Here is a 13,612-nt window from a genome sequence, read left to right as displayed (position 1 = left end):
GGCGCCTAAGGCACGAACACCAGCCCTCGACCGAACACGGCCCTCACCGGCAGGGCCAGCCCGGAGATATCCAGGGTCTTGCGGCGAAGCCGCGTCAGCTGCGATTCAATGCGATGAAAACCGTCATCCACATCGGCATAGCCCATGGCCTCGATCAGGGTCTGCTTGGACACCATGGTCCCGGGGGTGGCCATCAGGCAGCCGAGCAATTCCAGCTCGCGGCTGGTCAGGGCAATGATCTGATGGTTGGGTGCGACCATGCAGGCCGACAGGGGGTCAAGGCGCCAGGTCAGGAATGGGGCGGACGCCCTGCCCGGCTGACCGGTGTTGCGGCGAAGCTGGGAGCGGATGCCGGCCACCAGCTCGTTCATGTCGGTGGGCTTGACGAAGTACTGCAGCGCGCCGGCATTGAGGCCGGCAATGCGGCTGTCCAGATCGCCGCGTGCCGTGAGCACCACCACGGGGATCTCCTGCTCGGCCAGGCGCTTGACCAGGCTCAGCCCGTCCTCGCCGGGCAGACCCAGGTCGACGACGACCAGATCTGCCTTTTCGCGCAGTAGCTTTATGTAGAAGTCTTCTGCAGAATCCGTGCCCCAGGCATGCAGGCCAGACTTTGTTAAAAATCGACACACATTGATACGAATATCCTCGTCGTCCTCTACGACGGCGACGGTGAACTCGATCGATGGCTCTAGTGTCTGCTGCATGATGTTTGCCTATTGGTGCGCGGATTTTCATTGGGGTGAACGTCCGCCGCCATGCACGAACACTCTCGAATGCTCACAGTTCAGAGAAACACACAAAAATTTACTTTTATTGCATGGATCACGGTATCGCTCGGACTGCTCGCATTTTTCGTGCTGAGCCCGGCAACCATGTCTCCCCCTGACAAGGGACTGCGTCTGGGCAAGGACCTGCCGATGCAGGTGCTTGCCGATGCGGGCCGCAGCATGACCATTGAACAGGTCGCGGCCCTGCCCGATGATGCCTTCGAAACCCGGCGCACGCCTCTGAACGAGGGCTATACCCGCCAGGCTTACTGGGTGAGGGTTGCCATGCCTGCCCTCGCACCCGCCAGTGCGCTGGCCGGCAATGATCCGCTGTGGCTGGAGATCACGCCCACCTATCTGGACAGGGTCACGCTCTACCAGCAGGCGAATGGCCTGTGGCAGGCACGCGAAAGCGGTGACACGGTGCCCATGGCCCAGCGCATCCATGTGCGCCAGCTGGTGTTTCCACTGCGCGCCGGCCAGCCCTTTGTGCTGCGCATCGAGACCAGCAGCGCCATGCAGCTGTACGCCACGGTCTGGCGCAGCACGGGGCTGATGGCCTGGTTGTCCAGCGTGGAGTGGGCCTCGGGGGTGCACCAGGGCGTGAACCTGGTGCTGACCTTGCTGATCGCCGGCGCAGCCCTGGCCCTTCGCATGCGCAGCCTGATGGCCATGACGCTGCTGGCGTTCGTGGTTCTGACCCACAACGCCAATGTGCGCGGCTATGCCCAGCTGTGGCTGCCCGAGCCCTGGGCGCCGCATGCGGATATCTGGGTGAGCGTGGGCGTCTTCCTGCTGCCTGCCGCCTTTGCCTGGCAGGCACGCGAGACCTTGACGCGCGGCACGATCTGGCGCCGCATCGACCGCATGCTGGTGCTGCTGACCTTGGCGCCCCTGCTGGCCTTGCTCAGCATTCCCATGGGGCACTACACGCAATGGGCCTGGCTAGGAGTCAGCGTCCCCTGGATGGCCAGCATGCTGAGCGCTCTGGTGGCCTGGAAGAACCTGCTCCGCCAGGGCCCCAGCATCGTCAACCTGCTGGTGCTGATTCCCTACACGCTGCATGCGGTCATGGGCATCCACGTGGCTGCAGCGTTCACGGGGCTGGTGTCCTCCGACATCGAAGCCGGCATGTACTGGCAACTGGAATCGCTGCTGCTGTACATCCTCATCATCATTGCCGTGGGCGCCAGCCTGGTCGAGAAATTCCAGAACTCCATGGACAGGCAGGCGCAACTGGTGGAGTCGCTGGCCCGCTCCGAGCACGCGCTCGAAGGCCGGGTACGCACACGCACGGCCGAACTGTTGCATGCACAGAACGCGCTGCAGGCCGCGCTGCACGGCGAACGCACCCTGCGGCTGGAGCAGCGCCAGTTCTTCAACATGGTCAACCATGAATTCCGCACGCCGCTGGCCGTGGTGGACAGCGCGGCCACGGAGCAGTTGACCTTTCCGTCCACCGACATCGACTCCCAACTGGAGCGGGCCGCCCAGATCCGGCGTGCCTGCAGGCGCCTCACGGCCCTGGTGGACAACTGCCTGGTCAGCGACCGCCTGGACGCGCCTGCGTTCCGGCTGCAGCTCGACCGGGTTCCGGTGACGGACCTGATCGACGATGCCGTACAGCTCGTGCACTGGTCGCGCCGCCATCATCTGAGGCTGGAGACTGCCGGCATCCCCGCCTCCTGGCAGTGCGATCCCACGCTGGTGCGCATCGCCCTGTCCAACCTCGTGGACAACGCCGTGAAATACGCCCAGGCCGGCGAAATCGCCGTGTGTGCCCGCCTGGACGGGCAGGGCCGGCTGGAGCTCACCGTCAGCGACGAGGGCCCTGGCCTGGCGCCCGAGCTGGCGCAGCGCATCTTCGAGCTGCACGAGCGCGGAGAGCGCTCGGACCAGACCCGAGGCTTCGGCCTGGGCCTGTGGGTGGCCCGGCGCGTGGCCCAGATGCACGGCGGCGATGTGCAGGTCACGCCAGCTGCGGGCGGCGGCACCTGCTTCACGCTGACGCTGCCCTGCAGCATTCCCGAAGACAGCGGCCTTGCCACAGCTGCAACACAGCCCGCCTCGCCATGCGCATCCTGAACCTGCTGCGTGTCCTGAACCGTCTGGCGCTGCCGGGCTGGCTGGTGTTTTCGCTGGTGCTGGTGGTCTGCTTCATCCTCAGTCCGGCCTGGCAGTCCCTTCCAGCCAAGCGCCTGCAGCTGGGCACGGACCTGCCCATGCTGGCGCTTGTCGATGCGCAGGGCAGCCTCACCATCGACCAGGTGGCAGCACTGCCCGATACGGACTTCACCGCGCTGGACACACCGCTGAACAAGGGCTACACGCGCGATGTGTATTGGCTCAAGGTGCAGGCTCCCTATATCGCGGCCGGGAAGATCGACCCCGAGCAGGACCCTCTGTGGCTGGAGATCCTGCCCAGCTACCTGGACCAGGTCGCGCTGTACCAGTACATGGACGGCGCCTGGCGCATGCGCAGCAGCGGCGATACGGCAACCGGCGAACCACGGGTCCATGTGCGCCAGCTCGTGTTTCCGCTGTACACGGACCAGCCCTTCATCCTGCGCGTGCAGACCTCAAGCCCCATGCAGCTGGACGCCACGATCTGGCGCAGCAGCGGTCTGATGACGCAGTTCTCGGCCGTGGAATGGGCATCGGGCATCCACCAGGGCATCAACCTCATGCTGGCCCTGCTGATCATCGGGGCAGCCCTGGCCTTGCGGTTGCGCAAACTGGCCGCCATGGCCGTGGCAGCCATCGCCGTACTGATCCATGGCGCCAGCGACCGGGGCTACTTGCAGATCTGGCTGCCCGACCATCTGGCGCACTGGGGCCATCTGTGCGTCAGCCTTGGCACCCTGATGCTTCCCGCCGCCCTGGCCTGGCAGATGCGCGAGCTGCTGACCCGCGACACACGCTGGCGGCGCATGGACCGGGCCCTGCTCGCCCTGGGAATCATCCCGTTGCTGTGCCTGCCAAGCATCCCGCTCGGCCGCTACCAGGACTGGGCCTGGATAGGGGTCGGCGCGCCCTGGGCCATCAGCGCGCTGTTTGCGGTGGTCGCATGGAGCAATCTGCTGCGCGATCGTGCCAGCCTGGTCCATGTGCTGATGGTCGTTCCCAGCACCATGTACGGGCTCATGGGACTGTATGTGACGGCAGCCTATGTGGGCCTTGCCAGCCTGCCCACCATAGAGACCAGCGTTTTCTGGCAGCTCAACACCTTGCTGGTCAACATCGTGATCACCGTGGCCGTCGGCGCCAGCCTGATCCAGAAATTCCGGGACTCCATGGCGCGCCAGGCACAACTGCTCGAATCCCTGGCCAAATCCGAGCATGCGCTGGAAGAGCGCGTGCGGCTGCGCACGGCCGAGCTGCTGCGGGCGCAGAACGCGCTGCAGGCGGCGCTGCACAGCGAACGCACGCTGCGACTGGAGCAGCGGCAGTTCTTCAACATGGTCAACCATGAGTTCCGCACGCCGCTGGCCGTGGTGGACAGTGCCGCCACCGAGCAACTTTCCTTTCCCTCCCCCGACATCGACTCCCAGCTCGAACGCGCCGCCCAGATCCGGCGCGCCTGCAGACGCCTCACGGCCCTGGTGGACAACTGCCTGATCAGCGACCGCCTGGACGCTCCCGCCTTCAGGCTGCAGTTGCACCGCGCTCCCGTCATGGAGCTGGTCGATGATGCCGCGCAGCTCGTGCACTGGTCCCGCCGCCACCGTCTGCGCCTGGACAGCGCGCAGGCGCCCGCTACCTGGGAGTGCGACTCCACGCTCATCCGCATCGCACTGTCCAACCTCGTGGACAACGCCGTGAAGTACGCCAAGGCCGGAGAAATCACCGTGCGCGCGCGCACCGACGACCGTGGTCAGCTGGAACTCACCGTCAGCGACCAGGGCCCAGGCCTGGCGCCCGAGCTGGCGCTGCGCATCTTCGAGCGCTTCGAGCGCGGCCACCGCTCCGACCAGGCCCGCGGCTTCGGCCTGGGCCTGTGGGTCGCCCGGCGCATTGCGCGACTGCATGGCGGCGACATACAGGCGGCACCTTCACCGGAGGGCGGCACGAGCTTCACGCTCACGCTGCCGCCGCATCCCGCTGCCGCTGCGCAGTCCAAAACCTTGCAGACAGCGGCTTGAAACAAGGCGCCCTGGAGAATCCACGATAATGAAAAGTTAGCCACTGGCGCAATCCCTGTTTGGAACGCGTGCTCCAAGCCACCTCCGGCCCATGCGCCCGCGCACACCTATTTTTCTGTCCATGAGCGTTATCTCTACCCCCGTCGACATCAATCGCAAGCATCTGGAAGCGGCCCGCCAACAGATTGAGCAAGGCAATCTGAAGAAAGCCGCACAGACCCTGAACAAGGCCCAGCGCCAGATGCCGAACGACGCACGCGTCTTCATGTTGGCGGCGCTGATGGCGGAGAAAGCCGGCAATCACGCCAAAGCCGAAGAGACATTCGAACGCTGCCTCGAACTGGCGCCCATGTGGGGACCAGGCCTGCTGGAAACCGCGCTCTATCGGGCTCGTCGCAGCCAATTCGATTCTGCTCTGGAACTGGCTGAGAAAGTGGCGCGCATCGAGCCTGGAAATCCGCAGGTACTGGCAGGCGTGGTGGACATCGCCCACCGCGCCGGTCATACCGCAATGGCCGTGGAGCACCTGCGCAGAGGCTTGGAGCTATTTCCCGGCGACACCATGCTGCGCCAGTATCTGGCCAACGATCTGAGCAGCCTGCAGCAACACGCCGAGGCAGGGCAGATCTGGGACGCCCTGGTACAGGAGCAGCCCGAGCAGCCGTCACTGCGCATTGGCCGAATCAAGGCCTGCATCGCACGCGGCGAGCCTGCTGCGGCACAGCCTGACATCCGCATGCTGCAGGAACGATCCCCCGAGGACGCCACGCTGATCTACTACGCAGCCCTGGCCCGGGGCGAAACCCCGGCACACCAGCCTGTTGAGATGCACAGGCCCTTGTTCGACGGAATGGCCGAGCAATACGATATGCACATGGTGCGTGGCCTCGGCTACCAGCTGCCCAAACGCGTCGCAGAACAGTTGGTCGCGCGCAATCCAGAAAAGGACTTTAACCTGCTGGACCTGGGCTGTGGCACAGGCCTGCTGGGTGTCTGTCTGGGCTCCATGCAGGGCTTCCTGATCGGCGTGGACAGTTCCGTGAAAATGATCGAACAGGCGGCACGGCACGGCATCTATGACCGTTTCCACAACGTGAGCCTGCTGGATGCCCTGCGCGACACTCCGGACAGCGAGTATGACGTGATCACCTGCCTCGATGTACTGATCTACGTTGGCGATGCAGCTACGGTCATCCCCAATGCGGCGCGCATTCTGAAGACGGGTGGCGAATTCATCTTCTCCTGCGAAACTGCGCCAGAAGACGGCCCCGACCTGGTGCTGCAAAACAGCCAACGCTACGCCCACAAGCGCAGCCATATCGAAGCACTGTGCAAGCAAGCGGGCTTCAGCGTATCGACTGAGGAACTGGTGCTGCGGCAGGAAGGCGGGCAACCGGTTCAGGGCTTCGTCGTGACCGCAACCAAGACCGCTGCCTGACAGTTCTCATCAAGCCCACGCCACCTCGTGCGTGGGCGCCCCACCGTCCCCGACGAGGCTATCGCGCGCCCAGCGCGAGCTTCTGGGCACATGCAGAAGCAGAAACTCCATCTGGTCCGCCAGAATCCGCCGGTTGCGCAGGATGAAGTCTTCCCAGAGGCTGGGTACATAGGGCGTGTAGAGCAGGGGCATGCGCGCCTGTTCAGGCGTGCGGGCGCCCTTGCGGTGGTTACAGGAACGGCAGGCAGTCACCAGATTCATCCAGTGATGGCCGCCGCCTGCGGAGATGGGCACGATGTGTTCGCGCGTGAGGTCGTTTTCGTGGAAGACCCGGCCGCAGTAGGCGCAGATGCAGCGGTCGCGTGCGAACAGCTTGCCGTTGGTCAGGCCCGGCTGCAGGCTGTGCGGATTGATGGAGGGCGCACCGCGCGTGCCGATGATGCTGTTGATGTGAATGACCGACTGGCAGCCCGTGACGGCATTGTGGCCACCGCGGAAACAGGCGACTTCCCCGCCGGACTCCCAGCGCACATCGTCCGCCGCGTAATGCAGCGCCGCCTGCTCCAGCGTAATCCAGGATTGGGGCAGCCCTTGGGCCGACAGCTTCAAGACCTTCACGACACGCCTCCTCTGACACCAAGGTGAACGGGAATGCAGCCAGTGCACAGGGCCTGCAAGGCAGGCCTTATCGAGGCAATATACTCTGTTTCCGTGTCGGATTGACAGCCTGCGCTGGCTGCGCGCGTGCCAGCCGCTATTGAAAACAAAGCGTCCCATGAAGATTTTTCGAGGCTTCAACCATCCAGGGCGAGAACCGGCCTGCGCCGTCACCATCGGCAATTTCGATGGTGTTCACCGGGGTCACCAGGCCATGCTGGCCCTGCTGTCGGCTGAAGCTGCCCAGCGTGGCGTGCCCACCTGCGTGCTGACCTTCGAGCCCCATCCGCGCGACTACTTCGCCCAGGCCCTGGGCCGGCCCGAGATCGCGCCGGCGCGCATAGGCACGCTGCGCGACAAGCTGTCGGAGCTGCAGCGCTGCGGCGTGGACCAGACCGTGGTGCTGCCCTTCAACCGGGCGCTGGCCAGCCAGGCGCCCCAGGCCTTCATCGATGAGGTGCTGGTGGCCGGCCTGGGCGCGAAATACGTGCTGGTCGGCGACGATTTCCGCTTCGGCGCCCAGCGCGCGGGCGACTACGCCATGCTGGACGCGGCAGGCCAGCGCCAGGGCTTTGACGTGGCCCGCATGAACAGCTACGAAGTGCATGGCCTGCGCGTGTCCAGCACCCATGTGCGCTGCGCCCTGGCCGAGGGGCGCATGCAGGATGCGGCGCGGCTGCTGGGTCATCCCTACACCATCTCCGGCCATGTGGTCCACGGGCGCAAGCTGGGCCGCAGCCTGGCCGAAAGCCGCCAGGGCGCGGGCGACGGCTTTCGAACGCTGAACCTGCGCTTCAACCATTGGAAGCCCGCGGCCAGCGGCATCTTCGCGGTGCTGGTCCACGGACTGCATGAGCGTCCTCTGCGCGGCGTGGCCAACCTCGGTGTGCGCCCTTCCCTGGACCCGACGGATGTCAACGGCGGGCGCGTCCTGCTGGAAACCCACTGCCTCGATTGGCCCGGCGCGCCGGGTGGCGAAGAGGCCTACGGTAAAATCATCCGCGTGGAACTTCTGCACAAACTGCACGACGAGCTGAAGTACGACAGTCTCGACGCCCTCACCGCCGGCATCGCCAAGGACTGCGATGACGCGCGCGCGTTCTTCGCCACCATCCACACACCCATCTACACCGAGACCCGTCGCCAGACCACGCGCGACCGAATTTGACGATCTCCGTCACCTGCCCGGGCGCGGGTGCGCACCAGGCTTCCTCCCCTTTTTCCCGTGCCTGGACCAGACGGTCCGGGCTCTGGCCTGCTTTCAAGGTTCTCCATGTCTGATTCGAAAGTCTCTCCCAACGCCAATGCGGGCTATCGCGCCACGCTGAACATGCCCGACACGCCCTTCCCCATGCGCGGCGATCTGCCCAAGCGCGAGCCGGGCTGGGTCCAGGAATGGGAGGACAAGGGCATCTACAAGAAGCTGCGCGATGCGCGCCACGGTGCGCCCAAGTTCATCCTGCACGACGGCCCGCCCTACGCCAACGGCAAGATCCACATCGGCCATGCGGTGAACAAGGCGCTCAAGGACATGATCGTCAAGAGCCGCCAGCTCGAGGGCTTCGACGCCATGTACGTGCCGGGCTGGGACTGCCACGGCCTGCCCATCGAGAACGCCATCGAAAAGCTGCATGGCCGCAATCTGCCGCGCGACGAGATGCAGGCCAAGAGCCGTGCATTCGCCACCGAGCAGATCGCCCAGCAGATGGTGGACTTCAAGCGCCTGGGCGTGCTCGGCGACTGGGACCATCCCTACAAGACCATGAACTACGCCAACGAGGCCGCCGAGCTGCGCGCCTTGAAGCGCGTCATGGAGCGCGGCTTCGTCTACCGCGGCCTCAAGCCGGTGTACTGGTGCTTTGACTGCGGCTCCTCGCTGGCCGAGTTCGAGATCGAGTACGCCGACAAGCAAAGCCAGACGCTGGACGTGATGTTCCCCACGGCCGAGCCCGACAGGCTGGCGGCCGCCTTCGGGCTGACCTCGCTGGCCAAGCCCGCCTTCATCGTCATCTGGACGACGACGGCCTGGACCATCCCCGCCAACCAGGCGCTCAACGTCAACCCCGAGCTGGAATACAGCCTGGTGGATACCGAGCGCGGCCTGCTGATCGTGGCCTCCGCCCTGGTCGACAAATGCCTGGCACGCTGGAAGCTCGAAGGCCAGGTCCTTGCCACCGCCGTGGGAAGGAAGCTGGACCACCTGCAGTTCAAGCACCCGCTGGCCCACGTGGACAAGGGCTTTGACCGCGTCTCGCCCGTGTTCCTGGCCGACTACGCCACGGCCGATGACGGCACCGGCATCGTGCACTCGGCCCCCGCCTACGGCGTGGACGACTTCAACAGCTGCATGAACAACGGCATGACGCGCGATGACATCCTGAGCCCCGTGCAGGGCAACGGCGTCTACGCACCCGAGCTGCCGCTGTTCGGCGGCCAGCACATCTGGAAGGCCGTCCCCGTCATCATCGATGCGCTCAAGCTGGGCGACCGCCTGCTGGATACCACGACCATCACCCACAGCTACCCGCACTGCTGGCGCCACAAGACGCCGGTGATCTACCGCGCCGCCGCCCAGTGGTTCATCCGCATGGATGAGGGCGAGGGCGTGTTCACCAAGCCCGGTGACAAGCCCGCGCAGACGCTGCGCCAGATCGCGCTGGAAGCCATCGAGCACACCCAGTTCTACCCGGAGAACGGCAAGACCCGCCTGCGGGACATGATCGCCGGCCGGCCCGACTGGTGCATCTCGCGCCAGCGCAGCTGGGGCGTGCCCCTGCCCTTCTTCCTGCACAAGGACAGCGGCGAACTGCATCCGCGCACCATGGAGATCATCGACCAGGCCGCCGCCATGGTCGAGCAAGGCGGCATCGAGGCCTGGAGCCGCGTGACGGCCGAGGACATCCTGGGCGCCGAGGAAGCCGTGCACTACACCAAGAGCACCGACATCCTCGAAGTCTGGTTCGACTCCGGCTCCACCTTCTGGCATGTGATGCGCGGCACGCACGCCGACATGCACCACGACCAGGGCCCCGAGGCCGACCTTTACCTGGAAGGCCATGACCAGCACCGCGGCTGGTTCCATTCGTCGCTGCTGCTGGCCTCGGCCATCTTCGGGCGCGCGCCCTACCGCGGCCTGCTGACCCACGGCTTCACCGTGGACGGCCAGGGCAAGAAGATGTCCAAGTCGCTGGGCAACACCGTCGCCCCGCAGGACGTGAGCAACAAGATGGGCGCCGAGATCATCCGCCTGTGGGTGGCCTCGACCGACTACTCGGGCGACCTGGGCATCGACGACAAGATCCTGGCCCGCGTGGTGGACGCCTACCGCCGCATCCGCAACACGCTGCGCTTCCTGCTGGCCAACGTCAGCGACTTCGACGCGGCGAAAGACTCGGTTGCCACCGAAGAGCTGCTGGAGATCGACCGCTGGGCCCTGGCCCGCGCGGCCCAGTTCCAGGCCGAGGTGCTGGCCCACTACAAGGTCTATGAATTCCACCCCGTGGTGGCCAAGCTGCAGCTGTTCTGCTCGGAAGACCTGGGCGGCTTCTACCTGGACGTGCTCAAGGACCGCCTGTATACCAGCGCGCCCAAGAGCCTGGCCCGCCGCAGCGCCCAGACCGCGCTGCACCAGATCACGCACGCCATGCTGCGCTGGATGGCGCCCTTCCTGTCCTTCACGGCCGAAGAGGCCTGGAAGGTCTTCGGCAACAGCGAGTCCATCTTCCTGGAGACCTACACCGACCTGCCGGCCGGCGACGAGGCCCTGCTGGCCAAGTGGGCCCGCCTGCGCGAGATCCGCGACGTGGTGAACAAGGACATCGAGGCCGTGCGCGCCGAAGGCCGGGTCGGCTCCTCGCTGCAGGCCGAAGTCCGTGTCTCGGCGCAGCCCGAAGACCTGGCCCTGCTGCAAAGCCTTGGCGACGACCTGAAGTTCGTCTTCATCACCTCGGCCGCCGAGGCCCTGGCGGGCGAGACGCTGCAGGCCGCCGTCACACCCAGCAGCCATGCCAAGTGCGACCGCTGCTGGCATTACCGCGCCGACGTGGGCATCAACCCCGAGCACCCCAGCCTGTGCGGCCGTTGCGACAGCAACCTGCACGGTGCCGGCGAAGAGCGCCGCAAGGCGTAATCCCACCGAGGCGCTGCCATGACCCCTAGCTTTGCCGCAGTCCCCGAATCCCGCAGCCGCCGCATCTGGCCCTGGCTGGCCTGGTCGCTGGCGATCATCGCCATCGACCAGCTCACCAAGCAGTGGATCCTTGATGCCTACCAGCTGGGCGACTGGACGCCGATCACGGGCTTTTTCAACATCGTGCGGGCCCACAACACGGGGGCGGCCTTCTCGTTCCTGGCTGGAGCCGGTGGCTGGCAGCGCTGGCTGTTCGTGGGCATCGGCGCGGCGGCCACGCTGCTCATCGTCTGGCAGTTGCGCAAGCATCCGGGGCAGAAGCTGTTTTGCTTCTCGCTGGCCAGCATCCTGGGCGGTGCCATCGGCAACGTGGTGGACCGCCTGCAGCACGGCTACGTGGTGGACTTCCTGGACTTCTACTGGGGCCGTTCGCACTTTCCGGCCTTCAATGCGGCCGACATCGCCATCAGCGTGGGCGCGGCCCTGCTGATCCTGGACGAGGTACTGCGCGCACGGCGGGCCAAGGGCGCCTGATCTGATCCCTGCCGCAACCGGAGCCGCCGCCAGCCCCTCTTGCGAGGGGCTTTTTCATTGAGGGGGCCACCGGCTGCATGCCGGCGGGTTTTCCTCGGGTTTTCCTGAGTGCGTTTTGGGTCAACCGAAATTCTTTTCGATTCGTTTTATTTCTACAATTTTCCTTATTTCGCACCAAACTGTGCGCTCATGCGGCCGACTCTCCTGCGCGCAAGCCGGGACCGGGGTTATATTGGTCCGCTTCTCCGCTCACAGCACATGAAGCACTTACTCAATCTACTGGCCGCCATCGCCCTGCTGGTCTGGGGCACGCACATGGTCCGCACCGGCGTGCTGCGGGTGTTCGGCGCCAACCTGCGCAACCTGCTCGCCCACAGCATGAGCAACCGCTTCTCGGCCGCGCTGTCCGGCCTGGGCGTGACTGCGCTGGTGCAGTCGAGCACGGCGACCTCGCTGATGACCTCGGCCTTCGTGGGCCAGGGCCTGATCTCGCTGCCGGCCGCGCTGGCCGTGATGCGCGGCGCCGACGTGGGCACGGCGCTGATGGCCGTGCTGTTCTCCACCGACCTGTCCTGGCTGTCGCCGCTGTTCATCTTTGTCGGCGTGGTGCTGTTCATCACGCGCCAGGACACCACGGCCGGGCGCATAGGCCGCGTGCTCATCGGGCTGGGCGTGATGCTGCTGGCCCTGCGCCTGGTGGTCGATGCCACCGAGCCGCTGCTGGAAGCCCCCGCCGTGCGCACCCTGCTGGCCTCTGTCACCAGCGACATCTTCATGGAGCTGCTGCTGGGTGCGCTGCTGGCCGTGATGGCCTATTCCAGCCTGGCCATCGTGCTGCTGATCGCGGCCATGGCCAGCTCGGGCGCGATTCCCATGGAAGTGGCGCTGGGCCTGACGCTGGGTGCCAACATCGGCAGCGGCCTGGTGGCCGTGCTGACCACGGCCAAGTCCAGCGTGGAAGTGCGCCAGGTCACCATCGGCAACATGCTGTTCAAGATCATGGGCGTGGCCATCGTGGCGCCCTTCCTAGGGCTGTGGGCCACCTATGTGATGCCGCTGATCGACGGCAAGGGCCAGAACATCGTGCTGTTCCACCTGACCTTCAACATCTTCAACAGCCTGTGCTTCATCGGCCTGACGCAGACCGTGGCGCGCTGGGTGACGGCCCTGCTGCCCAAGCCCGAGGCCAGCTCCACCAGCCTGCTGCGGCCCCGCCACCTGGACCCCTCGGCGCTGAGCACGCCGTCGCTGGCCATTTCCTGCGCCGCGCGCGAGGCCCTGCACCAGGCCGACATGGTCGAGTCCATGCTGATCGGCATGCAGCGCGTGCTGGAGACCGACGACCTCAAGCTGTCCCAGGAGCTGCGCGAACTCGAAGGCACGGTGGACGACCTGTACTCGGCCATCAAGTACTACATGACCAAGATCTCGCGCGCCGAACTCGACGAACGCGAGGGCCAGCGCTGGACCGAAATCATCAGCTTCACCATCAACATGGAGCAGATCGGCGACATCATCGAGCGCGTTCTGCTGGACATCGAGGACAAGAAGATCAAGAAGGGCCGCCAGTTTTCCGAGGCCGGCACGCAGGAGATCCGCGAGCTGCTGCACCACCTGCTGGACAACCTGCGCCTGGCCATGAGCGTCTTTCTCAATGGCAATGTGCGCGAGGCCCAGAAGCTGCTGGAGGAAAAGGCGCGCTTTCGCGATCTGGAACTGGCCTACTCGGCCACCCACCTGGCCCGCCTGTCCGACAACACCGTCTCCAGCATAGAGACCAGCTCGCTGCACATCGACCTCATCAGCGACCTCAAGCGCATCAACTCGCTGCTGTGCTCTGTGGCCTATCCCATCCTGGAATCGGCCGGCGCCCTGGCGCCCAGCCGGCTCAAGGAATCGGCGCTGGACAAGGCGGCGCGCTGAGGCGCCGCAAGCCTTGCCC

The 13,612-nt window shown here is 65.6% G+C and carries 9 protein-coding genes; 7 read left to right on the top strand and 2 right to left on the bottom strand.

The genetic code is table 11. The features are described from left to right. Window positions 1–5: 5 nt before the first annotated feature. A complete protein-coding gene (locus AAN986_RS06330; RefSeq protein WP_016445751.1) occupies window positions 6–707 on the bottom strand; it encodes a response regulator transcription factor in 702 nt (233 codons plus the stop codon). A 168-nt stretch (window positions 708–875) separates the two neighbouring features. Here AAN986_RS06330 and AAN986_RS06325 point away from each other — a divergent pair, with 168 nt between their 5' ends. The 3 genes from AAN986_RS06325 (at window position 876) to AAN986_RS06315 (ending at window position 6,350) form a co-directional block, all read left to right on the top strand. Then, window positions 876–2,855, top strand: a complete 1,980-nt coding sequence (locus tag AAN986_RS06325; protein ID WP_047217417.1) for an ATP-binding protein — start codon at window positions 876–878, stop codon at window positions 2,853–2,855. Further along, window positions 2,843–4,912 carry an ATP-binding protein gene (locus AAN986_RS06320; RefSeq protein WP_047217418.1) on the top strand — a complete coding sequence of 690 codons (2,070 nt, stop codon included), beginning with the start codon at window positions 2,843–2,845 and terminating at the stop codon, window positions 4,910–4,912. Before AAN986_RS06325 ends, AAN986_RS06320 begins: the two co-directional genes overlap by 13 nt. A gap of 91 nt (window positions 4,913–5,003) precedes the next feature. Further along, entirely contained in the window at window positions 5,004–6,350 is a 1,347-nt protein-coding gene (locus AAN986_RS06315; protein ID WP_016445748.1) for a methyltransferase domain-containing protein, read from the top strand. Between the two features lie 9 nt (window positions 6,351–6,359). Here AAN986_RS06315 and AAN986_RS06310 read toward each other — a convergent pair whose 3' ends face one another. Continuing rightward, window positions 6,360–6,968, bottom strand: a complete 609-nt coding sequence (locus tag AAN986_RS06310; RefSeq protein ID WP_016445747.1) for an HNH endonuclease — start codon at window positions 6,966–6,968, stop codon at window positions 6,360–6,362. A 157-nt stretch (window positions 6,969–7,125) separates the two neighbouring features. On the opposite strand from AAN986_RS06310, the gene AAN986_RS06305 reads away from it, so the two are divergent. The 4 genes from AAN986_RS06305 (at window position 7,126) to AAN986_RS06290 (ending at window position 13,593) form a co-directional block, all read left to right on the top strand. Next, window positions 7,126–8,175 carry a bifunctional riboflavin kinase/FAD synthetase gene (locus AAN986_RS06305; protein ID WP_034399628.1) on the top strand — a complete coding sequence of 350 codons (1,050 nt, stop codon included), beginning with the start codon at window positions 7,126–7,128 and terminating at the stop codon, window positions 8,173–8,175. Window positions 8,176–8,280: 105 nt separating this feature from the next. Next, the gene (gene ileS, locus AAN986_RS06300; RefSeq protein ID WP_047217419.1) at window positions 8,281–11,136 is read left to right on the top strand and encodes an isoleucine--tRNA ligase; all 2,856 of its coding nucleotides are present in this window, start codon (window positions 8,281–8,283) and stop codon (window positions 11,134–11,136) included. An 18-nt stretch (window positions 11,137–11,154) separates the two neighbouring features. Continuing rightward, entirely contained in the window at window positions 11,155–11,670 is a 516-nt protein-coding gene (lspA, locus tag AAN986_RS06295) for a signal peptidase II (RefSeq protein WP_016445744.1), read from the top strand. Window positions 11,671–11,928: 258 nt separating this feature from the next. Next, on the top strand, window positions 11,929–13,593 hold the full coding sequence (locus AAN986_RS06290) for a Na/Pi cotransporter family protein (RefSeq protein WP_349335600.1): 1,665 nt from the start codon (window positions 11,929–11,931) through the stop codon (window positions 13,591–13,593). Window positions 13,594–13,612 lie beyond the last annotated feature (19 nt).

Origin of the sequence: Delftia sp. DS1230 (genome assembly GCF_040112715.1) — a bacterium.
Classification (GTDB): domain Bacteria; phylum Pseudomonadota; class Gammaproteobacteria; order Burkholderiales; family Burkholderiaceae_C; genus Comamonas; species Comamonas tsuruhatensis.
This window is presented reverse-complemented; position numbering and strand designations above follow the sequence as displayed.